This is a genomic window from Nonomuraea sp. NPDC003727 (assembly GCF_053586935.1).
Map to the genome: position 1 here is coordinate 567605 of NZ_JBSFNE010000001.1, position 25666 is coordinate 593270.

Consider the following 25666-nt stretch of genomic DNA (forward strand, 5'->3'; position numbering starts at 1 on the left):
CTTGGGATTTATCCGTACACCAGTTTGATGATGGCGACGATCCCCACGCACACGATGAACCCGCGCAGCACCGGCGCGGGCAGCCGGCGGCCCACCTTCGCGCCGAGGAACCCGCCCAGCGTGGCGCCGAGCGCCACCATCAGCACCGCCCACCAGTCCACCGGCGCGATGATCGTGAACAGGACCGCGGCCGTGGCGTTGACGATCAGCGACAGGACGTTCTTGGCCGCGTTGACCCGCTGCAGGCCGTCGTCCAGGAAACTGCCCAGCAGGCCGATGAGCAGCACCCCCTGGGCGGCGCCGAAGTAGCCGCCGTAGACGCCCGCGCCGAACACGCCCACCCACAGCCATGGGCCGCCGTCCGGGTGGGCGTGTTCGCGCCGGGCGGCCAGCCAGCCGTTCAGCTTCGGCTGCACCACCACCAGCACGCAGGCGATCGCGATCAGGACGGGGACGACGACCTGGAAGACGGCAGGATCGAGGACCAGCAGCAGCAGGCCGCCCACCAGGGAGCCGAGCGCCGAGCCCGTGCCCAGCCTGACCAGGCGGTCACGCTGGCCCTTGAGCTCGGCGCGGTAGCCGTACGCGCCGGTGAAGGAGCCGGGGACCAGGCCGATGTTGTTGGAGACGTTGGCCGTGACAGGGTCGACCCCTACGGCCACCAGCGTGGGAAAGGTGATCAGCGACCCCGAACCGACGACGGCGTTGATGGCCCCGGCTGCGACTCCGGCCGCACAGACCGCGACCGCTTCCCACGGAGTCACGTCCCGCCCCCTTCACGTTCCGTATGCACGTCGGCCAGAGCCTAGACGTCACACGTCAGCTGCCCTCGCCCGGGGTGGGCACTCTCCGCGCATCACGGGTCACCGCGTGATCCGGTCGCCGCCGCTCCAGGCGCGCGGGACCGGCGATGCCGGGGCCCGGCAACGGCGCACGGCCTACTGCGGCTTGTCCGTGGCCTACTCCGGCTTGTCCGTGGCCTACTCCGGCTTGCCCTTGGCCTACTCCGGCTTGTCCTTGGCGCCGCCGAACAGGCCGCCGAGGTTCTCCAGCGCCTTGCCCATCTCCGACGGCACGATCCACAGCTTGTTCGCATCGCCCTTGGCGATCTCCGGCAACATCTGCAGGTACTGGTAGGCCAGCAGCCGCTCGTCCGGCTTGCCCTCGTGGATCGCCCTGAACACCATCCCGATAGCGTCGGCCTGCCCCTTGGCCCGCATCGCCGCCGCCTCCGCCTCGGCCTGCGCGCGCAGGACCGCCGCCTCCGCCTCACCTCTGGCCCTCAGCACGGCCGCCTGCTTCTCCCCCTCGGCCGTCAGGATCGCCGCCTGCTTCTGACCCTCCGCCGCCAGCACAGCGGCCCGCTTGTCGCGGTCGGCCCGCATCTGCTTCTCCATCGAGTCCTGGATGGACGCCGGCGGGTCGATGGCCTTCAGCTCGACCCTGTTGACCCTGATCCCCCACTTGCCCGTCGCCTCGTCGAGCACCCCGCGCAGCTCGGTGTTGATCTCCTCGCGCGAGGTGAGCGTCCGCTCGAGGTCCATCCCGCCGACGACGTTGCGCAGCGTCGTGACGGTCAGCTGCTCGACGCCGACGAGGAAGTTCGCGATCTCGTAGGTGGCCGCCCTGGGATTGGTCACCTGGAAGTAGATGACCGTGTCGATGGAGACGACGAGGTTGTCGGACGTGATGACCGGCTGCGGGGGGAACGACACGACCTGCTCCCGCAGGTCGATCATCTCCTTGATGTTGTCGATGAACGGCACGACGAGGTTCAGCCCGGGAGTGAGCGTGCGATGGTAGCGGCCGAGCCGTTCGATGATCGCCGCCGTGGCCTGCGGGATGATGCGGATGGTCCGCACCAGCGCGAACCCCACCACGGCGACCATGACAAGCGCGACGATCAGCTGCTCGGTGCCCATGGCCACACTCCGGGAGTCGTCGGGGCCGACTCCGAAGATGATATTTGGTTCCGGCTTGCCGAAGCCGTCAACCGTACAAAAGCTACTGTGGCCTGGCGTACCAGCGACCCTCGGCGTTGCGGTCGAGGACCAGCGGCACCCCGAACGTCCGCGAGAGGTTGTCGGCGGTCAACACGTGCTCGATCGGCCCCTGAGTGACGACGGATCCGTGGCGCATGAGCAGCGCGTGGGTGAACCCGGCCGGCACCTCCTCCACGTGGTGGGTGACCAGCACCATCGTCGGGGAGCGGTGGTCGCCCGCCAGCGTCGCCAGCCGCCGCACCAGATCCTCGCGCCCGCCCAGGTCGAGCCCGGCGGCGGGCTCGTCGAGCAGCAGCAGCTCCGGGTCCGGCATGAGGGCGCGGGCGATCTGGACGCGCTTGCGCTCACCCTCCGACAACGTGCCGAAACGCCGCCTGATCAGGTGCGCGACACCCATCATGTCGATCAGCTCGACGGCGCGGGTGACGTCGTGGGAGTCGTACTCCTCCGTCCACCGGCCGAGAATCGCGTAGGAGGCGGTCAGTACCAGGTCGATGACCTTCTCCTCGGCGGGCACCTTCTCCGCCAGCGCCGAGCTGGCCAGGCCGATGCGCGGACGCAGGTCGAACACGTCGGTCTGGCCGATCCGCTCACCCAGCACCTCGGCCACACCCTCGCTGGGGAACAGCAACGTGGCGGCGACCTGCAGCAGCGTGGTCTTGCCCGCGCCGTTCGGCCCGATGACGACCCAACGCTCGTCCTCGTTGACCGCCCAGTCGACGCCGCGTATCAGGGCCGATCCGTCGCGCCGGACGCCGACATCCTGGAGCCGCAGCACCTGACCACCCATCGCTGATCCCTCCCAGTCGAACGCTCGGGACAAACCTATTGCAGGGCGAGCGCATATCGTGGACCGGTGCGCCATCAAACGCCTATCTCACTGCCGCTCGTCGCGTGGGGCAACGCCTGGCTGACCGGACACGTGGGCCTCGACGAGGCCGCCGACCAGGTGGAGCGGCTGGCCGGACCGGTCGTGGTCGGCTCGCTGCCGCTCCGCGCGTATCTGGCCGAGCTGCGTGTCGATGGTCTCACCGAACTACGTCTCGCGCTCCCCGCTCCCGGCGACCCGCTCGGACTGTCGGGGCCGCCGGACTTCAACGCGGCCGCCGTCGAAGCGGGCGAGGCGGCGATGGCGGTGCTGAACGAGCGGGTCATCGGGCTCGTCCCGGCACCGGACCTGCGCGGATCCTCCTACGTGGGCGTGCGCCTCTCCGTGCACGAGTCGGGGCCGCCGCGAGCCGACCTGCCGTCGCTGGCCGAGGCCGAACGCGAGCTGACCGGCGCCATGCGCGAGGCCACCGAGGCGCTGGCGGGCGTGGGCGGGCCCGCACAGGGACACCCCGGACGGCTGCACGACAGTGGCGAGCTGGCCCCCGGCTACCCGCCGCGCGCCCACCGGGTGTCGGCACTGGCGGCCCGCCTGTCGGCGGCCCTGCGGCAGGCCGACGAGCGAGGGCTGACGTCCGCGCAGATCGCCACCCGCGCGACGGCGCTCCGCACCCTCGACGCCGCGGTCCGCCGCGCCCTCATCTCCGCCCACCACGCCGTCTTCGAACCCCACCACTAGATCCACCCGGCGTCCCGGGGCCTCCACCGCCCAGCCCCCGCGAGCCTCCACCGGTCCGCCCCGCGAGCCTCCTGACACCCGTCCGGCGAGCCTCCTCCCAGCCCCGCGAGCCTCCTGACGCCCGTCCGGCGAGCCTCCTCCGGTCCGTCCTGTGAGCCTCCCGTACGGCAAGCCGCCGACAGCCCACCCCGGTCACCGGCCGCCGCCCGTCCAGGGAGACGCTCCTCCAGCGCACGTGGCCGGCCGCCGTCACGCGCCCCCCATCCCCGGATTCCCCACCTGGCCACCCCAGCCCGGACCACCCGTTGGCCGATCCCACCGCCGAACCCCCAGACGACCGGTCCCCCACCCGACCGCCACCTGGCCGACCCCACCGCCGGGCTCCCCGGTGCCCCTTCCGCTCGAGATTCCCCGGCTGGCCAGGTCTCGCCCCGACCGCGCGGCCGATCCCACCGCGGAACTCTCCCGCACGGCCGATCCCACTTCACGGAGCTCCCCCCATGGCCGATCCCGCCGCGGAGCTCTCCCGCGCGGTCGGTCCCCATCCCGGGTGTGTCCTTCGGCTGGGGTGTTGCGGTGGGTCAGGAGGTCGAGGCGAAGCGCCAGATCTTGATGCGCTTGTCCTTCCCGGCCGACACCACCGCCGGGGCGCCCTCCACCGGGGTGACCGCCACCGCGTACACCCCGCCGGAGTGCGCCTTCACCGAGCCGCCCAGCGCCTGCCGGCTCTGCGGGTCCCACAGCCGGATCGTGCCGTCCGTGCTGCCCGACGCCAGCACCGCCTTGCCGTCCACGGACCCGAACGACAGCGAGTACACGTTGTTCGAGTGGCCGGACAGGGGCTTGCCGATCGAGCGGCCGGTCTTCGGGTCCCAGAGGCGGATCTTCTCGTCCTTGCCGCCCGAGGCCACCACGGCCTTACCGTCCACCTGTCCCACCGCGACGGAGAACACCGCCTTGCTGTGCCCCTTGTACGTCTTGCCGTACGCCTTGCGCTTGGCCAGGTCCCACACCCGCAGCGTCTTGTCCTCGCTGGCCGAGACCACCACGGGGCGGTCGCCCACGCGGCCCACGCTCAGCCAGTTGACGTCCTTGCTGTGCGCCTTGACGGAGCCGATCTGCCGGCGCTTCTTCAGGTCCCAGAACCGCAGCATGCCGTCGCCGTCGCCGGTGACCGCGATGTAGCGGCCGTCCACCTTGCTCACGGCGGCCGCGAACACGGCGATCGGATGCCTGCCGAGGACCGTGCCCTTGCGGGTCTTCAGGTTCCACAGGCGGACGGTGTGGTCGTAGCCGCCCGTCACGGCCATCGGGGTGGAGCCGACGGTGACGCAGGCGACCGCGTAGATGTCGTTGTCGTGGCCGCGCAGCTTGGCGATGGTGGTGCGCTTGACCGGGTCCCAGACGCGCAGCACGCCGTCCTGCCCGCCTGACACGAACCGCTGGTCGTCCCCGACCATGATCGCGGACAGCGACTGGATCGGCTCGCTGTGTCCGGACAGCGACTTGCCGTCCTGTTTGCCGAGCGCGGGCAGGGCCTGCGGCGACTCGAGGGGCGGGACCGTCGGCGTGGGCGCCGGGGATCCGGAGACGGCCGGTGATCCGGAGACGGTCGGTGAGACCGGCACGGACGCCGAGGGGGAGACGGGAGGCGAGGGCTGGGCTGTGTTGGATCCCTGGGCCAGCGGGGTCGGCGCCGGGTTCTCCTGGCCCTCGAACGCCCGCGGCACGAACAGCAGCACGCCGGCGGCCAGCGCGAGCGCGAGGAGCAACGCGCCGCCGACCATGACCGCCCTGCGGCGGCGCGAGCTGTCCTCGCGCTGCTCCTCGGGCCTGGTCTCCCTGAAGAAGGCATCGTTGTCGTTGTCGCGCGGGGGTTGCGCGGGGGCGGAGGGAGACGACCCGGGATAGGCGGACGCCTGTCCGGGCACGCCAGGGTGAGCGGACCCCTGATGAGGCGACCCAGGGTGGGCGGGACCGTTTTCGGGCGCGTCAGGGCGACCAGGCGCCTGGTGATGCGGCCCGGGGTGAGTTCCGCCTTGTCCGGGCACACCGGGATGAGCAGGCGACCCAGGGTGGGCGGGGCCCTGGTGAGGCGGTCCAGGGTGAACGGGGCCCGGGTGAGGCGGCCCCGAGTGACCAGGACCGGAATGAGACGCCCCAGGATGAACAGGGCCCGAGTGACCAGGACCGGAATAAGGCGCCCCGGAATGAACAGGGCCCGAGTGACCAGGACCGGAGTGAGCAGGGCCCGAGTGAGCAGGGCCAGGGTGAGGCGGGCCGGGGTGAGGCGGGCCCGTGGGGGCCTGGTGGTAGGGGCCCGGCTGCGGGGGCACGAAGCCCTGCGGAGGGATGTAGGCGGCGCCCGAGGGGTTGGCCCAGCCGCCGGAGTCCGACGGGCTCGCCCAGCCGCCTGGGCTCGACGGCCCGGGCGGGCTCTGGCTCCCGTCCGGGTGACCCGCGGGAGGGGCGGGCGCGGGCCGGGCGGACGCGGAGGGGCCGTCAGGGTGGCCCTGTCCGGGGTCGGCCGGGGCGGCCCAGCGGTTGACGGACGGGTCCTGCGGCTTCGACCAGCCGTCCGGCAGGGACTCGTAGAGCGCGGGGTTGGCCACCTCCTCGGCCGCCATCTGTGACCCGGTGGTCATCGCCACCTCGGCGTCCCGTTCGGCGGCGGCGCCCTGGTTCTCCAGGAGGGAGAACAGCGCCTCCGCCGCCGTGGGCCGCTCGTCGGCCCGCTTGCTCAGGCACGCCTGCACCAGCGGCCGCAGGCTGTCGGGGAACGCCGACAGGTCCGGCTGGTCGTTCATCACCCGGTAGATGACGGCGGGCAGGCTGTCCTGGCCGAACGCGGGCGCGCCGGTCGCCGCGTACGTCATCGTCAGGGCCCAGCTGAACATGTCGCTGGCGGGCCCGACCCGCTCGCCGGAGATCTGCTCGGGCGACATGTACGCGGGCGTGCCGACCACCCCGCTGCTGAGCGTCATGGACGAGTCGAGCGCGCGGGCGATGCCGAAGTCGATCACTCGGGGGCCGTCGGGGCCCAGCAGCACGTTGCTCGGCTTGAAGTCGCGGTGCACGATGCCCGCGCGGTGGATGGCCGCGAGCGCGGTGACAGTGCCGACGGCGAGCCGGTAGAGGGCGCCGCCCGAGCGCGGGCCATCCATCTGCACCACACGCTGGAGCGAGACGCCTTCGACCAGTTCGCTGACGATGTACGGCTGCTCGCCGTCCATGTTGGCGCCGAGCACCTGCGCGGTGCAGAACTGCGCCACCCGCCGGGCGGCCGCGACCTCGCGCATGAAGCGTTCGGCGTCGATGCCGGGCGCGTCGAGCCTGGTGTTGAGCAGCTTGATCGCGACCAGCTCGCCGTCCGGGCCCTCGGCCTTGTAGACGATGCCCTGCGCGCCCTTGCCCAGCCGCCCGAGCAGCCGGTACGGACCCAGCTCAGCCGGGTCTCCTGGCTGTAACGGGTGCTTGTCAGGCACCTGAGCCCTCCCCCTCGTGCGTTCCCCCCAGTCGCAAGAGTGACGGGCTCGCTGCACGGTGTGCAAGCAACGTCATATCACGATAGATCATCACTCTTTGCGAAATCTTTGCCGTGGGCAATAATCCACTAGACAATGGGGGATTTCCAGTTCCGTTAGGGGGGAGCAACCCAATGCGCCGAGCAATCGGCATGTTCATAGGGCTCGGCCTGGTCGCGCCGCTGACTCCGCTGGCCGTGGCGGCGCCCGCGGCGGCGGCCGTCACGCCTCCGGCCGGCCTCGCGGCGGCCGCCACGACGGCGACGGCGGCGAAGGACCCGTTCTCCAAGTTCAGCGTGAAGGTCACGTACAACAAGGCCACCAAGCGCGGCGGCAAGATCACATACCTCATCAAGGCCAAGAACCTCGGCCCCTACGACGCCGACTACTTCGGCATCGGGGGCTTCGTGCCGAAGGGCGTCGTCCCGACCCTGAAGTGGGGCGGCCCGAAGGGCACCTCGTGCGTCTGGCAGGACCAGGTCTTCCTGTGCGTGCCGAAGTACCAGGTACCGGTGGGCGGCACGACGTGGCTCAACTTCCAGCTGACGCTGAAGAAGACCACCAAGGGCACGGCCGCCGCCAGGCTCGGCGTCGTCGCCTACGACCTGCCGACCGGCGCGGAGAACCTCGACGAGGAAGAGCTCGCCCGGATGGGCCTCAAGGGCCATCTGTTCATGAAGAGCACCACGACGAAGATCGTCTGGCCGCAGAAGAAGCGCCCCACGGGCACCGGCACCTACACGCCGCCCCCGCCGCCGCCCCCGCCGAAGTGGAACCCGCCGTCTCCCACGCGGGTGGAGCGGAACGAGAAGAAGGACACCTGACGCGTCCAGGGAACCGGTCGAGGTTCCCTGCGGCGCGGGGCCCCCGGACGAGCACGTCTGTCCGGGGGCTCAGGTCTTTCCGGGCCCAGAAACATGCCCGGGTCAACATGCCCGGGTCACAAGGTGCCCGGATCAGAAGGTGCCCGGGTCACAAGGTGCTCGGGTCAGACATGCCCTGGGCCGGAACGCGCCCGGGTCAGAACCTGCCGGGGTCGGAACGTGCCGGGGTCGGGGTCGGGAGGAGGCGTCGGACGGCGGGCGTCACGCCAGGCCGTGTCGTACGGCGTAGAGCGCCGCCTGGGTCCGGTCCTGGACGCCGAGCTTCATCAGCACGTTCGACACGTGCGTCTTGACGGTCTTCTCCGCGACGGCCAGGTCCCTGGCGATCTCCTTGTTCGACCGCCCGGCCGCGATCAGCTTGAGCACCTCGCGCTCCCGCTCCGTCAGCGGCACCGGTGTGGACTCGGCGGCCATCATGGCCGACGCCGCCTCGGGGGCCAGCAGCACCTGTCCCCCGTGAACCGCCCGCACCGCCTGGACGAGCGCGTTCGGGTCGACGTCCTTGTAGAGGAACCCGGACGCCCCCGCCCGCATCGCGGGGCCCACGTCGGACCGGTCGCTCACCGAGGTCAGCACCAGGATCTTGGTCGAGGAGCCGCCGAGCCGTTGGAGGGTGCCGAGGCCGTCGAGGACCGGCATCTTGAGATCCAGCAGCAGCACGTCCGGACGCAGCCGCTCGACCAGGGACACCGCCTCCTGCCCGTCTGCCGCCTCGCCGACGACCGTGATGTCGTCCTGCAGGTCGAGAAAGGTGCGCAGGCCCTGCCGTACGACTGGATGATCGTCGGCGATCAGCACCTGGATCACACGTCCACCTCCATGCGCACCGTCGTGCCCCGGCCGGGCTCCGACGTCACGGTCACCTTCCCGCCGACCGACTCGGCGCGGTCGCTCATCGAGGCCAGCCCGAGGCCCCGCTGTCGTGCGGAGTCGTCGAACCCTTCGCCCTGGTCGCGCACCTGGAGGACCAGCTTGCCCGAGGCGTGCGTGAGCCGCACCTCGACGCGGTCGGCGCCGGCGTGGCGCAGCGCGTTGTGGAGCGCCTCCTGGGCCACGCGCAGCACCGCCACTTCGATGTCGGCGGGCACCGGCGGCAGCTCGTCGCCCTCGAAGGTCACCCGGAACGGCTGGAGCCGGTCGAGCAGCCGTACGTGCTTGCGGAGCGTCTCGGCGAGCCCGTGCCGGTCTAGCTCGGCCGGACGCAGCTCGACGATGACGGCGCGCAGCTCGGCCAGCGCCTCCCCGGCCAGGCGCTGCACCCGGTCGAGCTCGATCGCGGCGCGGTCCTGGTCGACCGGCAGGAGGGCGTGGGCGGCCTGCGCGGTCAGGCGGAGCGAGAACAGCTTCTGGGTGACCGCGTCGTGCAGTTCGCGGGCCATCCGGTTGCGTTCCTCGAGCATGGCCAGCTCGCGCCCGCGCTCGTAGAGGCGGGCGTTGGTCAGCGCGAGGGCGGCGTGCGCCGCGAACATCGTCAGCAGCTTCTCGTCGTCCTCGGTGAACCCGCCCGGCACCTTCTTGTTGGCCAGGAAGATGATGCCCAGCACCTCGCCGCCGTCGAGGATCGGCACGCCGAGGAAGTCGCGCATCACCGGATGCGCCTTGGGCCAGTACTCGAACCTGGGGTCCTTCGGCAGGTCGGGGATCCGGACGGGGACCCCGTCGCGCAGCATCGCGCCGAGCATGCCATGCTGGCGAGGCAGCGGGCCGATGGCCTCCCACTGCTTGTCGGTGAGCCCCTCGGCGACGAACTCGGCGAAGGAGCCGTCCTCGTCGGGCACGCCGAGCGCCGCGTACCTGGCGTCGAGCAGCTGCTGCGCCGAGCGGACGATGACCTGCAGGACCTCCCGCACCGACAGGTGCCGGGTGACGGCCAGGACGGCTGAGCTCACCGCTCGCAGGATGTCGGATTCGGGGCTCACGATCCTCAGCCTACGGTCCTAGGTCGAAGTGCTCACCGCGACATCGGCCGCTCGCCCGATGCCGCGAACGGGCGCGCTTCCTACCGTCGTCCTCATGACGAACACCGCACTCATCACCGGCGCTTCCCGCGGGCTCGGACTCGAACTCGCCCGATCGCTGTCGGCCGCGGGCTGGCAGCTCGTCCTGACCGCCAGGAGTGCCGAGGAGCTGGAGAAGGCCGCCGCCGAGCTGGGCGCGACGGCCATCGCGGGCGACGTGGCCGATCCCGCGCACCGGGCCGCGCTGGCGGCGGCCGTGCCCGAGCTGGACCTCCTCGTCAACAACGCCGGCGGGCTCGGCGCCACCCCGTTGCCGCGCCTGGCCGACTACCCGCTCGACGTCTTCACGGCCCTGCTGGCGACCAACGTGGTCGCGCCGCTGGGGCTGCTGCAGGCCACGCTGCCGGCGCTGCGCCGCCGCCACGGGGCCGTGGTCAACGTCACCTCCGACGCCGCCACCGGCGCCTACGAGGGCTGGGGCGGGTACGGCGCGACGAAGGCGGCCCTCGACCAGCTGTCGAACGTGCTGGCCGCCGAGGAGCCCGACGTGGCGGTCTGGTGGGTGGACCCGGGCGAGATGAACACCAGGATGCTCGCCGACGCCGTGGGCGCCGAGGAGGCCGCGGGCGCGGCCGACCCCGCGACCGTCGCCGCCGCCCTGCGGGAGCTGGTCGAGCGCCGTCCCGCCAGCGGCAGGGTGGCCCTGTCATGAGTTCCGGAGCGCACCGTGACCACTGACTTCGCGCTTCCAGACGTGCCGGCCGCGCACGAGCCGCCCGAGGCACGGGGCGTGGCCCGCGACGCCGTGCGGCTGCTGGTGTCCGACGAGGCGGGCGACTCCCACCACACGTTCGCGGACCTGCCGGCCCTGCTGGCGCCCGGCGACCTGGTGGTGGTGAACAACTCGGCCACCCTGCCCGCGGCCGTCCGGCTCGACCGGCTGGCCGTGCACTTCTCCACCGCGCGTGAGGACGGCACGTGGCTGGTGGAGCTGCGCCGCCTGTCGTTCGAGCCCTACGGGGGCGGCGCGGCGGGCGAGTGGCTGCCGCTGCCCGGCGGCGCGACGCTGCGGCTCCTCGCCCGGGAGACGCCCCGCCTCTGGCGGGCCGCGCTCGACCGCGACGTGGAGGAGTACCTGATGTCGTACGGCGTGCCGATCCGCTACTCCTACGTCGACAGGGACTGGCCCCTCGCCGACTACCAGACCGTGTTCGCCACGGTGCCCGGCAGCGCCGAGATGCCGAGCGCGGGCCGGCCGTTCACGTCGCCGCTGGTGACCGAGCTGGTCGCCCGCGGCGTCCGGGTCGCGCCCGTCACCCTGCACACCGGCGTCGCCTCGGTGGAGAAGGACGAGCCGCCCTACGCCGAGCGCTTCGCCGTCCCGGCCTCGACGGCGCACCTGGTGAACCTGACCCGGTCGGAGGGCGGGAAGGTCGTCGCGGCCGGCACGACGGTCGTGCGGGCGCTGGAGACCGCGGTGGGCTCCGACGGGCTGGTCGGCGCGGCTTCCGGCTGGACCGACCACCTCGTGACGCCGGAGCGGGGCGTGAGGGCGGTCACCGGGCTCATCACCGGGCTGCACGAGCCGCGTTCGACGCATCTCATGATGCTCGCCGCGATCGCGGGCGAGGAGATGTTGGCACGTTCCTATGCGGTTGCCCTGCAAGAGGGCTATTTGTGGCATGAATTCGGCGACTCGCACCTCCTCCTCTCCCCCAAATAGGTAGATCTTTCCTGGCCAAACGTGATAAAAAGCTGCGGTCTTAACGGGGGCTCATATTTCTGGGCATCCTCGTCCTCTTCCTCATCGGAGACGTGAATGCGCCGCATCGCTTCTTTCCTGGTTGCCGCCCCGGTGGCGGGCGCCCTTGTCTTCAGCGCAGCACCGGTCTCGGCCGCCCCCACGGCGCCCGTCGCGGCCGCCGCGGTCGCCAAGTCGGCCGCCGACCCGTTCTCCACCTTCGACGTCAAGCTCACGGCGACCAAGAAGGCGAAGCGCGGCGGCAAGGTCCGTTACACGATCACGGCCGTCAACACCGGCCCGCACGAGGCGACCGCGGGCACCTGGTTCGTCGGCGGCCTCTTCCCCAAGGGCGTCGACCTGCGCAAGGTCACCTACCGGACCAGCGTCGACGACACGGCCTGCGAGCTGATCAAGCGTGACCTGTTCTGCGTCCTGCCGGCCACGGTGAAGAAGGGCGAGTCGGTCGCCATGGTCTTCGACGCCAGGCTGACGAAGACCGCGTCGGGCACGCAGAAGGCCGTCCTCGGGGTGGTCTCCTACAACGTCGAGACCGGCATGGAGAACCTCAGCAAGGAGGAGCTCGACCGGCTGGGCGTTCCCGGGTTCGGCTTCGTCAAGCAGGCCAAGACCACGGTCGTCCGCTGACGCCGTCCGGAGCAGACGCCCGCTTCCGCCTGGCCGGGAGCGGGCGTTCCCATGCCCGGCCCGTTCCCTGCCGGCCCCGCGCGCCGCGGCCGGTCACGCGAGGGCCGGGGTGGACGTGTGACGGGGCAGCGGGAGGCGTCCCGTCGCGGACGCCACTGCGGCCTCGGCCAGACCCGCGAGCTCCCTCCGGTCGGCCGCGCTCACCGGCGGCAGCACGGTGACCTCGACGACGAGCCGCCGCACCGCGAGCACCCTGAGCACGGATGCGGCCAGCGTGTCGTCCCCGACGTACGCGGGAGCGGTGGTCCTCGGCCCGTCCGCCTCCCGGTAGGCGATGGCCACCGGCGTGACGCTGGCGCCCGCGTCGACGGCGGCCTGGAAGACCGCGGGTTTGAAGGTGCCGCTCCCCCTGCCGCACCACGTCGTCCCCTCCGGGAAGGCCGCAACGGTCTCGCCGGACCGCAGCGTGTCGGCGATCCTGGCCACCGCGCCGGGCAGGTCGAGCAGCGAGTCGCGGGCGATGGGCAGCGCGCCCGACCCGGCGGCCAGACCGCCCACCACCGGCCACGCCGACACCTCGCTCTTGGCCACCAGCCTGCACGGCAGCGCGGCGGCGACCACCAGGGGGTCGAGCCAGGAGATGTGGTTGGCCACGACCAGCCGCGCCTCGGGGGCGTCACCCGTCTCCTGCGCCGGCCTCGTCCCAGGGCCGTCACCCGCCTGCCGTGCCGGCGCCGTCCCGGGGGCGCCACCCACCTGCCGTGCCGGCGTCGCCTCGGCGGACGGCACGGCGCCGGCGAAGAACGCGAACCCCTGGCGCACCTCCACCCTGACGCCCAGCGCCCTGAGCAGGGCGCGCGACCACGCCAGCGTCACGCGCCGCCGTGCCGTACCCCTGACCAGGCGGGCGAGCGGCACGCCCACCAGGACGACCGCGATGACCGCCAGCCCGCGCAGCACCTGGCGCAGCACGCCCGCGGCCCGCATGGGCACGTCCACGCACCTGGCGGTCGTGCACGGGGACGTGGGGAACCACGGGCTCATGACGGCTCCCCGAGGAAGTGCCGCAGGTAGCGCTGGTCCACCCGGGCCATCGACAGCAGCACCAGGAAGTCGGCGCAGCCGAACGCCGGATCGTAGGCGGGCTCGCCGCAGATCCACGCGCCGAGCCGGAGGTAGCCGCGCAGCAGCGGCGGCATCACGAACGCCGGCGACCCCTCGCCGAGATCCGTCCACGGCAGCAGCGGCTTGACCCGGTACTCCTCGGGAGCCAGCCGCGCCCGCTCCATGATGTTCGCGGCGTCCCGCAGCGGCACCGAGCAGCAGCCGACCAGCCAGCCGTAGCCGCCCTCGGCCATGTAGCGGGCGATGCCCGCCCACATCAGCCCGATGACCGCACCCGCGCGATGGTCGGGATGCACGCAGGAACGCCCGACCTCGACCAGGTCGTCCCGCAGGTGGGCCAGAGCCGCCAGGTCGAACTCGGTGTCCGAGTAGAGGCGGTCCTTGCGCTTCGGCGGCAGCAGCCGGTAGGTGCCGACCACGTCGTCGCCCGAGCGGACGAGCAGGTGGTCGCAGTAGGCGTCGAAGGGGTCGACGTCCAACCCCGTGACGGGCGAGTCGAGCCGCGCGCCGAGCTCCTCGGCGAACACGCGGTAACGCAGGCGCTGGGCGGCCTGGAGATCGGCGGGCGTGCGGGCCAGTCCCACGGTGTAGCGGTGCATGAACCTATGAAGGCAGCTCATGATGGCCACACGCCCAAGGTCAGCCGTCCGAATGGTGAACCTCGATGCGGAGCACGGTACGGGTGCCAGTAGCGTGGCCTGATGTGGACCAGCGCACGCTCCTGATCACGCTCACCGGCCCCGACCGGCCCGGCGTCACCTCACGACTGTTCTCGGTGCTCGCGGGCTTCCCCGTGACCGTGGCCGACATCGAGCAGGTCGTCATCCGCGGCCGCCTCACCCTCGGCGTCCTCGTCGCCTACGTGGGAGGCCCGTCGACCGGCACGGGCGGCACCATCGGCGCCCTGTGGACGGCTGTCGAGCGGGTGGCCGAGGACCTCGGCATGGAGGTCGACCTCGCCACCGGCTCCAGGACCAAGGAGAAGCGCCGCCGCGGCCGCCTGTCGGTGAGCGTGCTCGGCGCCGCCCTGCCGCCGGCCGCGATCGGCGGCATCGCCGGGCGCATCGCCGCCGCCGGGGCGAACATCGACCGCATCGAGCGGCTCGCCCAGTGGCCCGTGACGTGCATCGAACTGTCGGTGTCCGGCGCCGACCCCGACGCGCTGCGGGTGGAGCTGGCCGCGGAGGCCGCCGCCCAGAAGGTCGACGTGGCCGTCCAGCGCACGGGGCTGTCCCGCAGGGCCAAGCGGCTGATCGTCATGGACGTCGACTCCACCCTCATCCAGGGCGAGGTCATCGAGCTGCTCGCGGCGCACGCGGGTTGCCTCGACGAGGTCGCGAAGGTCACCGAGGAGGCGATGCGCGGCGAACTCGACTTCGCCGAGTCGCTGCGCCGCAGGGTCAAGCTGCTGGCCGGCCTGCCGGAGGAGACCTTCCGCAAGGTGCGCGAGGAGGTCGTGCTCACCCCCGGCGCCCGCACGCTGGTGCGGACCCTGAAGCGCCTCGACTACAGGTTCGCCATCGTCAGCGGTGGCTTCACGCAGATCACCGACGCCCTGGTGAGCGACCTCGGCATCGACTACTCCGCGGCCAACACGCTGGAGGTCGTCGACGGCAAGCTGACCGGCAGGGTGGTCGGCGAGATCGTCGACCGTCCCGGCAAGGCCCGCGCCCTGGAGCGGTTCGCCCGCGAGGCCGGGGTGCCGATCAGCCAGACCGTCGCCATCGGCGACGGCGCCAACGACCTCGACATGATGGGCGTCGCGGGCCTCGGCATCGCCTTCAACGCCAAGCCCGTCGTACGGCAGGCCGCCGACACCGCCGTCAACACGCCCTACCTCGACTCGATCCTCTACCTGCTGGGCATCTCCCGCGACGAGATCGAGGCCGCCGACGCCGAGGACCAGATCGCCCGCTGACGCTCTTCGACGGCCACGCCGCGGCTCCCGCTGACCTTCACCGGAGGTCAGCGGTCACCCGGTGACCGTCTCGCCGCCCGACGGATCGGCCACCCCGCGCCGTCCGGCGGGCAGGTCAACTGCAGCGCGTCCGCCGTCACCGGCAGGCGTCCGTGGCCAGGCGCAGCGCGTCCGCCGTGAGGGTCCGCAGCGCGGGATGCGCCGTGACCGCGTGGCGCAACTGCCGCTTCACCGCCGTGTCGTCCGTGACGGACGCCTCCTCGATGAGCGCGTCCATCCGGGTGGCCAGCTCGGCGAGATTGACGTCCAGTTCGTCCGTCTCCAGCGGCGCCGTGTCGTGCCGTACGGCGTGCGCGACCGCCTCCATCCTGTCGGCCACGGCGTCGAGCACGGCGACGGTCGCGTCCGTCCCGTCGGGCGCGCCCCTCATGACGGCCCCCAGCAGGATCACGTCGTCGCGCAGCCTGCGCGCGTCGGTCAAGGCCTGCCGCAGCCGTTCGGGCGCCTGACCGCCCGGCTCCTTGTCGACGGTGTCCAGGGACTCCTGCAGCCGGTCGGCCGCCTGACCGGCCGCTTCCGTGTGCTCGGACAGGTCCTCCAGGTCATGGCCGGCCAGCGCCCTGACCATGCGCGCGTGCTCCCGCAGCAGGTCGACCATCCGCTCCCTGAGCCTGCCCACCTCGCCCCTCGGCCACAGCAGCCTGGCCGCCAGCAGCGCGAGCACGCCCCCGCACACGGTGAGCAGCACCCTGATCCCGGCCGCGCCCCAGTCGAGCCGCGCCGAGAAGTCGGACAGCATGAGCGCCAGCGGCGTCGCGAAGACCGACCAGTAGGCGTAGCTGACCTCCCTCAGCGCGAACCCCACCGTCGCGAACGCCCACACGACCACCACCAGCGTCGCGTGCCCCGGCACGGCGGCCAGCAGCAGCGCGGCCATCGTGGAGCCGATCACCGTGCCGGCCACCCGCAACGTCACCCGGTCGATGGTGTCGCCGTAGGTGGGCCGCAGCGCCAGCAGCACCGTGAACACCAGCCACCTGCCGTAGGTCTCGTGCAGGCCCACCACGAGCGCCATCGAGACCGCCACCGCGATCCCCGACCTGGCCGCGTGCGCGGCGTCGTGGCCGGTCAGCGAGGGCGCCTGCCAGGTCAGGCGCGGCAGGGTCGCCGGCGCCCGCACCCCCTCACGCGCCTGCGCCGACAGCGACCGCACCGCCAGGCCGATACGGTCCATGCACCTGCGGACCTGACCCAGGATCGCCCGCTGGACGGGCGTCAACCTGTCGCGCACGGCCGTCACCCCTTCGGCGAAGCCGGCCACCGCCGCCAGCGCCTGCTTGCTGTCGAGCGTGACGTCATGCCCGCCGACCCCGCGCAGCGCCGTCGACAGCGCGACGACCGCCTCGTCCAGCTCCGGCGGCGTCGCCCCTGCCGCGACCGCCTGGGCGCGCAGCGAACGCAGGGCGACGCTCTCGTGGAAGATCCTGGTCAGCGACGAGACGAAGGCGTCAGGGGAGCGGTCGCTCTCCTCGGGGCTGTGGAAGGCGGCCGAGGCCGTCTCCGCCTCCTCCAGCGCGTCCGCCGCCCGCTGCCTGAGCCTCGCCCAGTCCTCCTCCGGCTCGTCGAACGCGTCCAGCAACCCGGCCATCGCCGTACACCCCGCGGCGAGCGCCTGCTTCAGCGGGTCGAGCCGGAGCAGCGGCCACGGCGCCAGCGTGATCGCGCAGTACAGGAGCCCGCCGAGCCCGGTCAGCAGCGCGGGGGCGAGACCCAGCGGCAGGCCGCTGTAGAAGCCGACCACCACGGCCAGCACCGGCGGCGTCCCGATCGCCTTCCATTGCGCGCCCGCCGCAGCGGCCAGCCCGACGCCGAACACCGCGGCCCACGGGTACCCGGCCAGGAAGATGCCGAACCAGAAGGCCACGACCAGCAGCGGCACCGTGCCGAACAGGCTCTTGGCGCGCTCGCCGTACGGCTTGCCGTACGAGTCGCCGAAGGCGGTCAGGTAGGCGCCGAGGGCGACGACCGCGCCCTCACGCGGCCGCCCGGCCAGCGCGCCGACCGCCAGCGGGAGCGCGACGGCCACGCCGCACAGCAGGCCGTACCGCCACGGGGGCTTGGCCGGCAGCGACAGGAACCCGTCGCGCAGCGCGGTGATCGCCCCCCGCATCCGCTCCCCCGGTTCAGTGCTCCTTGGGATCCCAGTGCGTGACCAGGCGTCCCTCCCCAGGCCAGAGGTCTACCCACGAGGACTCGACCTCGACCACGGCGAACGCGCCAGGCTTGAACGTGAAGTCGCCGCCGGTCAGCGTGAGCGCCATCTCGTGCACGGCGGGGTTGTGCCCGCACAGGACCAGCGTCTCGACGTCGGGGTCGAGGCGGCGGATCAGCTCGTAGAGGTCCTCGGAGTCGGCCTCGTAGATGTCACGCTCGAAGCTGATCTCCAGCGTGGGGAAGGCCAGCTCGGCGGTCCTGCTGGTGCGGAGGGCCGGAGAGCACAGGACCAGCTCGGGAGCCAGGCCGAGCGCCTTGATGGCCTCGCCCGCCTTGACGGAGTCACGCTCACCCCTGTCGGTGAGAGGACGCTCACGATCGGCCAGACCGGCGATGTGGGCGGCTTTGGCGTGCCGCAGCACGATCAGTGTGCGCACGTGCTCAGCCACCGTTCGACGCCCACACGGCCAGACCAGCGATGAGGGCGAGAATCGCCATCATGGCGAGCAAGATGATCACCAGCGTCTTCGCGCCGGAGTTGGCAGGCTCTCCCATGCCTCCAGTCTTCCACCTGCGGCGGCCGCCCCGGTAAGCGCACCGGGCCCCGAATCTGGCCCGACCTCGACCACTCTCCAGCGGCTTCGACCACCGACCGGCCGCTCCCGACGGCTTCCACCACGGCCGGTTCCACGGCTTCCGCCAAACCGACCACTGCCGCGACCTCTCCGACCCGCCACCACGGGCTGCTTCCACCACCCGGCCACCATCCGGGGCCGGCGCCACACGCCGCTCACGGCTTCGGCCGCGGTTTCACCCGGGCACGCGTACGGCCCGCGCCGAAGCCGGACGCGGGCCGTACGAGCGGAACGGGTCAGGAACTGACGGTCTGCGGCTTCTTCTCGCTGGTCTCCGCCGGCGCGATGCTCACCGAGCGGCGCTTGGAGACGACGATCGCCGACACCACGACCACCAGCGCGACCACGGTGACACCGACGCGGACGGCGACGTTGTCGGCGTAGACCACCACGGCGGGTGCGATCAGCAGCGCCACCAGGTTCATCACCTTGATCAGCGGGTTGATCGCGGGACCGGCCGTGTCCTTGAACGGGTCACCGACCGTGTCGCCGATGACGGTCGCGGCGTGGGCCTCGGAGCCCTTGCCGCCGTGGTGACCGTCCTCGACCAGCTTCTTGGCGTTGTCCCAGGCGCCACCCGAGTTGGCGAGGAAGACCGCCATCAGGGTGCCGCAGGCGATGGCGCCGGCCAGGTACGCGCCCAGCGGGGCGTACCCGAGCGCGAAGCCCACCGCGATCGGCGTCATGACGGCCAGCAGGCCGGGCGTGGCCAGCTCGCGCAGCGAGTCGCGGGTGCAGATGTCGACCACGCGGCCGTACTCGGGCTTGACGCTGCCGTCCATGATGCCCGGGTTGTTGCGGAACTGGTCGCGCACCTCGAACACCACGCGCATCGCCGCCCTGCCGACCGCCATGATCGCCAGGCCGGAGAACAGGAACACGACCGCGGCGCCGATCACCAGACCGACCAGGACGTTCGGCTGGTCGATGCCGAGGTTGAAGGTCTGGAACGCGCCGAGCGCGCTCTTCACCGAGTCGGTGGCGGCGGCCAGCTCCGCCTCCACCGAGGTGCGGAACGCGCCGAACAGCGCGGTCGCCGCCAGCACGGCCGTGGCGATCGCGATGCCCTTGGTGATGGCCTTGGTGGTGTTGCCGACCGCGTCGAGGCTGGTCAGGACGCGCGCGCCGTCGCCGTCGACGTCGCCGGACATCTCGGCGATGCCCTGCGCGTTGTCGGAGACGGGGCCGAAGGTGTCCATGGACACGATGACGCCGACCGTGGTCAGCAGGCCGGTGCCGGCCAGCGCGACCGCGAACAGCGCGATCGTCACGTTCCCGAAGCCCAGCAGGAACGCGCCGTAGACGGCACCGCCGATGATGAGCGCCGAGTAGACCGCCGACTCGAGGCCGACGCTGATGCCCGACAGGATGACGGTGGCGGGGCCGGTGAGCGAGCTTTCGCCGATCTCCTTCACCGGGCGCCGGTTGGTCTCGGTGAAGTAGCCGGTGAGGATCTGGATGGCGCTGGCCAGCACGAGACCGATCAGCACGGCGCCGATCGCGATGACGCGCGGGTCGGCGGTGGACTGCACCGTCGCGCCCGACAGCTCGCCGAAGCTGGCCGGCAGGTACCAGTACGCCGCGGCCGAGACCAGTACCGCCGAGATCGCGGCGGAGATGAAGAAGCTGCGGTTGATGGCCGCCATGCCGTTGCGGTCCTTGTCGCGCAGGCGGGTGACGAAGATGCCGATGATGGCGGTGACGACCCCGATCATCGGCACGATGAGCGGGAAGATCAGACCCTGCTCACCGAAGGCCACCTTGCCCAGGATGAGGCTGGCCACCAGCATGACCGCGTAGGACTCGAACAGGTCGGCCGCCATGCCCGCGCAGTCGCCGACGTTGTCGCCCACGTTGTCGGCGATCGTCGCCGCGTTGCGCGGGTCGTCCTCGGGGATGCCCTGCTCGACCTTGCCGACCAGGTCGGCGCCGACGTCGGCGGCCTTGGTGAAGATGCCGCCGCCGACACGCATGAACATCGCCAGCAGCGCCGCGCCGAAGCCGAAGCCCTCCAGCACGCCCGGCGCGTCGCCCTGGTAGATCAGCACGACGACCGCCGCGCCCAGCAGGCCGAGACCGACGGTGAACATGCCCGCCACACCGCCGGTGCGGAAGGCGATGCGCATCGCCTTCTTCTCGCCCGACGTCCGGGCCGCGGCCGCCACACGCACGTTTCCGCGTACGGCAAGCCACATGCCCATGAAACCGGTCAGCGCCGAGAACCCGGCGCCGACCACGAAGAAGATGGAACGCCCGACCTTCACGTCCGTCGTCCCTGGCAGGAACCACAACAGGATCGGGATCAGGACCACGAAGATCGCGAGCGTTCTGAACTGGCGGGTCAGATAAGCCGCCGCGCCCTCCTGCACGGCACGCGCGATGTTCTGCATGCGCTCGGTGCCCTGGTCGGCGGCCAGGACCTCGCGTACCAGGCCGCCGGCTACGGCGAGCGCGACCAGGGCCACGGCTGCGACCACGACGACGATGGTGAGATTGTTTCCGCTCAGGGACAGCGCTGAGGCTGGCTCGGCGGCCAGATAGAGCCTAGACATCCGTTCTCCTCGGCAAGACGGGTACGTCCTGCCCGGACGGCGCTGTGATATGCGGCGGGCCTGTCAGCGGCGTCCGGGTTATGGGCTGCCGCTTCCGGTTGAGTCCCGCTGATGCGCCGGATCACCTTGGCCGGTGCCGGGAGTCTACGCACGGGTTCCGCGGATATGAAGGCTCTCGGGGTCGTCAAATTTCGGTGCCTCCACTGAGTCCCTGACAGTGAGGCGGTTTGGTATTGACAGTGAAGATTTTCCGGTGGGTTACGGGCGTCACAGGAGCTATTTATGGCTGGACCGGAATAGGGGTTACCTGCTGTGGTAACTGGCCGTACCGGTGCGGGGCGGAAATCGGCGTGACCTGCCGGGCCTGACCGCGTCACGGCGCCCGGCCCCGCGCGCTGGAGCGGCGTCTCCCTGGAGGGACGCCCGCCCCGCGGCCCGGGTGGGGCTGGGGCGGCTTGCCGTACGGGAGGGTCGTCTGCGCCCGCCTGCCGTGCGCCCTGACCGCCGCCTGTGGGCGGCGCGTCCCACGCGCGCCCTGGCACCTATGGAAACGGCTCGCCGTCATCGGCACCTGGGGGCGTTCCTGCGGCCCCTGCCCGGCCATGGGGAGTCCTGGAGACGAGCCTCCGGGCACACGGGAGGAGAGACCCTTGACGCAGCCCCTCCGCCGCGCCTGGCGGCGTCCCGGCAGGCGCCTTCAACCACGGGAAGAAGGCGCCCGGCGGGGCGGGTCCTGACTCAGGGCGACGCCCCGGGGATCCCGCCCTCACGCGAGAGAGACGCGACGCTTCGAGGAACGCCTGCTGCCGTTCCGCTCTCCGGGGGCCGGCGCGGGGTCAGACCATGCGCGCGTTGGTGGGTGCGGGCCAGCTCATCCGGATGCGCATGCCCTTGGGGCTCGGGAACACCTCCACGTCGTCGGCCAGGCCCGCGATCACCGCGATGCCGAAGCCCGACATGAAGGAATCGGACAGCGACCCGAGATCGACAGGCTGCTCCTGCTTGATCTCGTCGCTCGGAGCCTGGTCGCTGACCGTGACCTCGAAGCGCCCGGAGTCGTCCTTGAGCTCGATGCGGATCGGCTCCCCCGGGCAGTGGGCGCGATGCGCCTCCACGGCCCGGGAACAAGCCTCACCGACGGCGAGCCTGACCTCGTCAAGGAGCGACTCCTCCACGCCGGTCCGACGCGCGATCGCCGTGGCGACCAGCCGCGCGGTCCGCACGTGCGCGGGAAGAGCGCTGAACGTCAGCTCGACGGTTGCCATGACTACTTGTCTCGGCCGTGAGCTTCCTTGGCCTCGTCGACCGAAGCGTAGATGCCGAAGACCTTCGTCAGGCCGGTGATCCTGAAGATCTTCAGGATGCGCTCCTGCGTGCACACCAGCTCGAGGGAGCCGTCGTGCGCCCGCACCCGCTTGAGCCCGCCGACCAGGACGCCCAGACCGGTCGAGTCGAGGAAGTCGACCTTCTCCATGTTCACGAGAAGGTGGTAGCTCCCCTTGTTCACCAGGTCGATCAGGAGCTCACGCAGCCTGGGCGCGGTGTAGACATCGATCTCACCCTCGACCTCAACGATGGTGAGTCGGTCGTCCTGGTGGTGATCCAACTTCAGATCCACAGATCCTCCAGCGCCTCGCCTGCGAAAGTACCCTTGCGGGCCTGGCAGTGTGGAACTGCCCGACCCCGACGCGCGGCATTCAACCACGGTCGCTGCTTGTGTCTATACGAAATCACGATTCCCGGCCACTTTGCCCATGGATGTCAGACTGGAAACCAGTGAGTTCCTCCGCTTCCTCCCCACACCGAGTCGGTCCACTCCTCCACCACCTGCTCGGCGTTCCCGCACGCCATGAGCGAGTCACCCATGTGGAGCACGTTCCCGCACGTCAAGCCGGTAATGTTCGCTGGCCGGAGTGGGTCCATGACCTTCTGATTACGCGCTTGGCGAACCAGGGGATCTCCGGGCTCTGGACGCACCAACACGAGGCGGCCGACCTGGCGAGGCGTGGCCGAAACGTGATCATCTCCACAGGCACGGCGTCGGGCAAGTCGCTCGCCTACCTCGCTCCGGCGGTCACGGCCGCCCTCGAAGGCGGCACGATCCTCTACCTCACCCCGACCAAGGCTCTCGCCGCCGACCAGCTGCGCAGCCTCAGGGAGCTGCGGATCGCCCAGCTGCGGGCGGCGACCTTCGACGGCGACACGCCGTTCGAGGAGCGCGCATGGGTGCGGCAATACGCCAACTATGTCCTGACTAATCCCGACATGCTGCACCGCGCCCTGCTCCCCCAGCACGCGCGCTGGTCATCGTTCTTCCGGCGGCTGCGGATGGTCGTGGTGGACGAATGCCACGGCTACCGCGGGGTCTTCGGCTCCCACGTGGCGCAGATCCTGCGCCGGCTGCGCAGGGTGTGTTCCAGGTACGGCGCGACGCCGGTCTTCATGCTGGCCTCCGCGACGGCCAGCGAGCCCGCGGCGTTCGGGACGCGGCTGACGGGGCTTGAGATGGACGAGGTGACCTCCGACGCCTCGCCCAAGGGTGCGACCACCTTCGCGCTGTGGGAGCCGCCCCTGACCGAACTGCGGGGCGAGGGAGGCGCGCCGGTACGGCGTACGGCCGGCGCCGAGACGGCCGACCTGCTCGCCGACCTGGTACTGGCCGAGGTACGCACGCTCGCCTTCGTCAGGTCACGGCGCGGCGCGGAGACGGTGGCGTTGACGGCTCGGGCCCGCCTGTCCGACGTCGCCTTCAGCACCCCCCGCCACTTCCCGCACACCTTCCCCACCTCCGCCTCGCCGATCGACTCCCCCTCCCTGATCGACCCCACCTCTCCGATCAGCCCCGCCGCACCGACCGACCTCACCTTTCCGATCGGCCCCGCCCCTTCGACCAGCCCCATCCCTCCGATCGACCCCACCTCTCCGATCGACCCCACCTCTCTGACCGGCCCCGCCTCCCCGACCGACCCCACCCCTTTGACCGGCCCCACGCCGTCCGCCGCCGCGACCGGCGCCGATCCCGCCGGCGCCCCACCCCGCGCCGCCGGCCCGCGCTCGACGACGCATGCCGTCCCCCAACCGACGCCCGCAGGCGACCTCCGCCCGCAGCACCCGGCGCCCTCAGGCGACCTCCACCCGCAACACCCGGCACCCTCAGGCGACCTCCACCCGCGGCACCCAACGCCCTCAGGCGACTCCCACCCGCAGCACCTGACGCCCGAGCCCGCACACGCCCCCAGCCGCCGGCACCCCGCACCCCCGCGTCCGGAAGACCTCGACCCCCAGCCCCCCACAGCCCCGCATCCGGATGACGGCGGCCTTCGAGACCCCGCAGCCCCGGATGAAGCGGATCCGGCGGCCCCGCAGCGGGCGCTCGCCGACCTCCCTGACCGGGTCGCCGCCTACCGGGCCGGCTACCTGTCCGAGGACCGCAGGATCATCGAGAAGGCCCTGCGCAGCGGCGAACTCCTCGGCCTGGCCACCACCAACGCCCTCGAGCTCGGCGTCGACGTCTCCGGCCTCGACGCCGTCCTCATCGCGGGCTGGCCGGGCACCAGGGCCTCCCTCTGGCAGCAGGCGGGCCGGGCAGGACGCGCCGGCCAGGACGCGCTCGCCGTCCTCATCGCCCGCGACGACCCGCTCGACACCTACCTCGTCCACCACCCCGAGGCGCTGTTCGGCCGCCCGGTGGAGGCGATCGTGCTCGACCCCGACAACCCCTACGTGCTCGGCCCGCACCTGTGCGCCGCCGCCGCCGAGATCCCGCTCACCGACGAGGACCTGCCGCTCTTCGGCCCGACCGCCGAACGGCTGGCGGCGGACCTCGTCGAGCAGGGCCTGCTCCGCCGGCGCCCCGCCGGATATTTCTGGACCCGCCGCGAACGCGCCACCGACCTGGCCGACATCCGCGGCTCGGGCGGCGCGCCCGTCCAGGTCGTCGAGTCGTCCACGGGTCGCCTGCTCGGCACCGTCGACGAGCCCTCCGCGCACACCACCGTCCACACCGGCGCCGTCTACCTGCACCAGGGCGAAACCTTCCTCGTCGAACAACTCGACCTGGAGGCGGGCGTCGCCCTGGTGTCGTCCGCCGAGCCCGAGTACAGCACGTTCGCCCGCGACGTCACGGACATCTCCGTCCTGTCCACCCTCCGCTCCCATGACCTCGGTACGGCATGCCTGAACTTCGGCGAGGTCGAGGTCACCCGGCAGGTCGTCTCCTACCTCAAACGGCGGCTCCAGACCGGCGAGATGCTCGGCGACGAACCGCTCGACCTGCCGCCGCGCACGCTGCGCACCCGCGCCGTCTGGTGGACGCTTCCCGCCTCCCAGGTCGCCCCACTGGCCGAGGCGGGCATCGACCTCGGCGGCGCGGCCCACGCGGCCGAACACGCCTCGATCGGACTGCTCCCCCTCTTCGCCACCTGCGACCGCTGGGACATCGGCGGCGTCTCCACCGAGCTCCACGCCGACACGGGCATGCTGACGGTGTTCGTGTACGACGGGCACGAGGGCGGCGCCGGGTTCGCCGAACGCGGCTACTCCCGCGCCGTCGACTGGCTCACCGCGACGCGCGAGGCGATCGCGTCGTGTGAGTGCGAGCGGGGGTGCCCGTCGTGCATCCAGTCACCCAAGTGCGGCAACGGCAACGAGCCTCTCGACAAGGCCGGCGCCATCCGCCTCCTCGACACCCTCCTCACCACCGACACCCACGCCTGACCGGATACTTCTGACGGGCCCGCTCGCCAAGAGAACGCTCCCTTGACAGGCCCGTTCGCCACGGGAGACGCCAGGAACCGCTCGACACCGCCCGCTCACCTCGGGGACCGGCGCGCTGGTCACCGCAGAACGCAAGAAGGGCAGCGCAGACGTCAGGGCTCGGCTCGTGGCCGGCCCCTCC

The 25666-nt window shown here is 71.8% G+C and carries 20 protein-coding genes; 7 read left to right on the plus strand and 13 right to left on the minus strand.

Features of this window, described 5'->3' with window-relative positions:
* Positions 1–8 precede the first annotated feature (8 nt).
* From ACWDLG_RS02935 to ACWDLG_RS02945, 3 genes are all read right to left on the minus strand, one after another.
* Positions 9–764 carry a sulfite exporter TauE/SafE family protein gene (locus ACWDLG_RS02935; protein WP_449915339.1) on the minus strand — a complete coding sequence of 252 codons (756 nt, stop codon included), beginning with the start codon at positions 762–764 and terminating at the stop codon, positions 9–11.
* A 237-nt stretch (positions 765–1001) separates the two neighbouring features.
* Positions 1002–1922, minus strand: a complete 921-nt coding sequence (locus tag ACWDLG_RS02940) for an SPFH domain-containing protein (RefSeq protein WP_449915342.1) — start codon at positions 1920–1922, stop codon at positions 1002–1004.
* 82 nt (positions 1923–2004) lie between these two features.
* The gene (locus tag ACWDLG_RS02945) at positions 2005–2793 is read right to left on the minus strand and encodes an ABC transporter ATP-binding protein (RefSeq protein WP_354907864.1); all 789 of its coding nucleotides are present in this window, start codon (positions 2791–2793) and stop codon (positions 2005–2007) included.
* 66 nt (positions 2794–2859) lie between these two features.
* On the opposite strand from ACWDLG_RS02945, the gene ACWDLG_RS02950 reads away from it, so the two are divergent.
* Positions 2860–3570 carry a hypothetical protein gene (locus tag ACWDLG_RS02950; protein WP_449915345.1) on the plus strand — a complete coding sequence of 237 codons (711 nt, stop codon included), beginning with the start codon at positions 2860–2862 and terminating at the stop codon, positions 3568–3570.
* Between the two features lie 581 nt (positions 3571–4151).
* On the opposite strand, the gene ACWDLG_RS02955 is transcribed toward ACWDLG_RS02950, so the two are convergent.
* Positions 4152–7055 carry a protein kinase domain-containing protein gene (locus ACWDLG_RS02955; RefSeq protein ID WP_449915347.1) on the minus strand — a complete coding sequence of 968 codons (2904 nt, stop codon included), beginning with the start codon at positions 7053–7055 and terminating at the stop codon, positions 4152–4154.
* A gap of 173 nt (positions 7056–7228) precedes the next feature.
* On the opposite strand from ACWDLG_RS02955, the gene ACWDLG_RS02960 reads away from it, so the two are divergent.
* On the plus strand, positions 7229–7918 hold the full coding sequence (locus ACWDLG_RS02960) for a hypothetical protein (RefSeq protein WP_449915348.1): 690 nt from the start codon (positions 7229–7231) through the stop codon (positions 7916–7918).
* A gap of 261 nt (positions 7919–8179) precedes the next feature.
* Here ACWDLG_RS02960 and ACWDLG_RS02965 read toward each other — a convergent pair whose 3' ends face one another.
* Together ACWDLG_RS02965 and ACWDLG_RS02970 are read right to left on the minus strand one after the other, a co-directional pair.
* Positions 8180–8785, minus strand: a complete 606-nt coding sequence (locus tag ACWDLG_RS02965; RefSeq protein WP_449915351.1) for a response regulator — start codon at positions 8783–8785, stop codon at positions 8180–8182.
* Positions 8782–9897, minus strand: a complete 1116-nt coding sequence (locus tag ACWDLG_RS02970) for a GAF domain-containing sensor histidine kinase (protein WP_449915353.1) — start codon at positions 9895–9897, stop codon at positions 8782–8784. The genes ACWDLG_RS02965 and ACWDLG_RS02970 overlap by 4 nt, the downstream gene beginning before the upstream one ends.
* A 94-nt stretch (positions 9898–9991) precedes the next feature.
* On the opposite strand from ACWDLG_RS02970, the gene ACWDLG_RS02975 reads away from it, so the two are divergent.
* From ACWDLG_RS02975 to ACWDLG_RS02985, 3 genes are all read left to right on the plus strand, one after another.
* Complete coding sequence (locus tag ACWDLG_RS02975) at positions 9992–10648, plus strand: SDR family NAD(P)-dependent oxidoreductase (protein WP_449915356.1); 657 nt, start codon at positions 9992–9994, stop codon at positions 10646–10648.
* 15 nt (positions 10649–10663) lie between these two features.
* On the plus strand, positions 10664–11659 hold the full coding sequence (locus ACWDLG_RS02980) for an S-adenosylmethionine:tRNA ribosyltransferase-isomerase (RefSeq protein ID WP_354907874.1): 996 nt from the start codon (positions 10664–10666) through the stop codon (positions 11657–11659).
* A 96-nt stretch (positions 11660–11755) separates the two neighbouring features.
* A complete protein-coding gene (locus ACWDLG_RS02985) occupies positions 11756–12325 on the plus strand; it encodes a hypothetical protein (RefSeq protein WP_449915358.1) in 570 nt (189 codons plus the stop codon).
* Positions 12326–12418: 93 nt separating this feature from the next.
* Here the strand turns inward: ACWDLG_RS02985 and ACWDLG_RS02990 are convergent, their stop codons facing one another.
* Together ACWDLG_RS02990 and ACWDLG_RS02995 are read right to left on the minus strand one after the other, a co-directional pair.
* On the minus strand, positions 12419–13369 hold the full coding sequence (locus ACWDLG_RS02990; RefSeq protein WP_449915361.1) for a lysophospholipid acyltransferase family protein: 951 nt from the start codon (positions 13367–13369) through the stop codon (positions 12419–12421).
* Positions 13366–14049 (minus strand): GNAT family N-acetyltransferase, encoded by a 684-nt coding sequence (locus ACWDLG_RS02995; protein ID WP_449915364.1) that lies wholly within the window; start codon positions 14047–14049, stop codon positions 13366–13368. The genes ACWDLG_RS02990 and ACWDLG_RS02995 overlap by 4 nt, the downstream gene beginning before the upstream one ends.
* 104 nt (positions 14050–14153) lie before the next feature.
* On the opposite strand from ACWDLG_RS02995, the gene serB reads away from it, so the two are divergent.
* Positions 14154–15368: a phosphoserine phosphatase SerB gene (gene serB / locus ACWDLG_RS03000; RefSeq protein WP_449915367.1), complete on the plus strand. Its 1215-nt coding sequence runs from the start codon at positions 14154–14156 to the stop codon at positions 15366–15368.
* A 136-nt stretch (positions 15369–15504) separates the two neighbouring features.
* On the opposite strand, the gene ACWDLG_RS03005 is transcribed toward serB, so the two are convergent.
* The 5 genes from ACWDLG_RS03005 to ACWDLG_RS03025 form a co-directional block, all read right to left on the minus strand.
* A complete protein-coding gene (locus ACWDLG_RS03005) occupies positions 15505–17538 on the minus strand; it encodes an FUSC family protein (RefSeq protein WP_449915369.1) in 2034 nt (677 codons plus the stop codon).
* A gap of 13 nt (positions 17539–17551) precedes the next feature.
* Positions 17552–18019 carry a SixA phosphatase family protein gene (locus ACWDLG_RS03010; protein ID WP_449915370.1) on the minus strand — a complete coding sequence of 156 codons (468 nt, stop codon included), beginning with the start codon at positions 18017–18019 and terminating at the stop codon, positions 17552–17554.
* Between the two features lie 434 nt (positions 18020–18453).
* Complete coding sequence (locus ACWDLG_RS03015) at positions 18454–20769, minus strand: sodium-translocating pyrophosphatase (RefSeq protein WP_449915372.1); 2316 nt, start codon at positions 20767–20769, stop codon at positions 18454–18456.
* A gap of 836 nt (positions 20770–21605) precedes the next feature.
* Positions 21606–22034 carry an ATP-binding protein gene (locus ACWDLG_RS03020; RefSeq protein ID WP_449915373.1) on the minus strand — a complete coding sequence of 143 codons (429 nt, stop codon included), beginning with the start codon at positions 22032–22034 and terminating at the stop codon, positions 21606–21608.
* Positions 22035–22036: 2 nt separating this feature from the next.
* Positions 22037–22387, minus strand: coding sequence for an STAS domain-containing protein (locus tag ACWDLG_RS03025; RefSeq protein WP_183652283.1), 351 nt, complete (start codon positions 22385–22387; stop codon positions 22037–22039).
* A gap of 398 nt (positions 22388–22785) precedes the next feature.
* Between ACWDLG_RS03025 and ACWDLG_RS03030 the strand changes: the two genes are divergently transcribed.
* Entirely contained in the window at positions 22786–25485 is a 2700-nt protein-coding gene (locus ACWDLG_RS03030; RefSeq protein WP_449915375.1) for a DEAD/DEAH box helicase, read from the plus strand.
* The last annotated feature ends 181 nt before the right edge of the window (positions 25486–25666 follow it).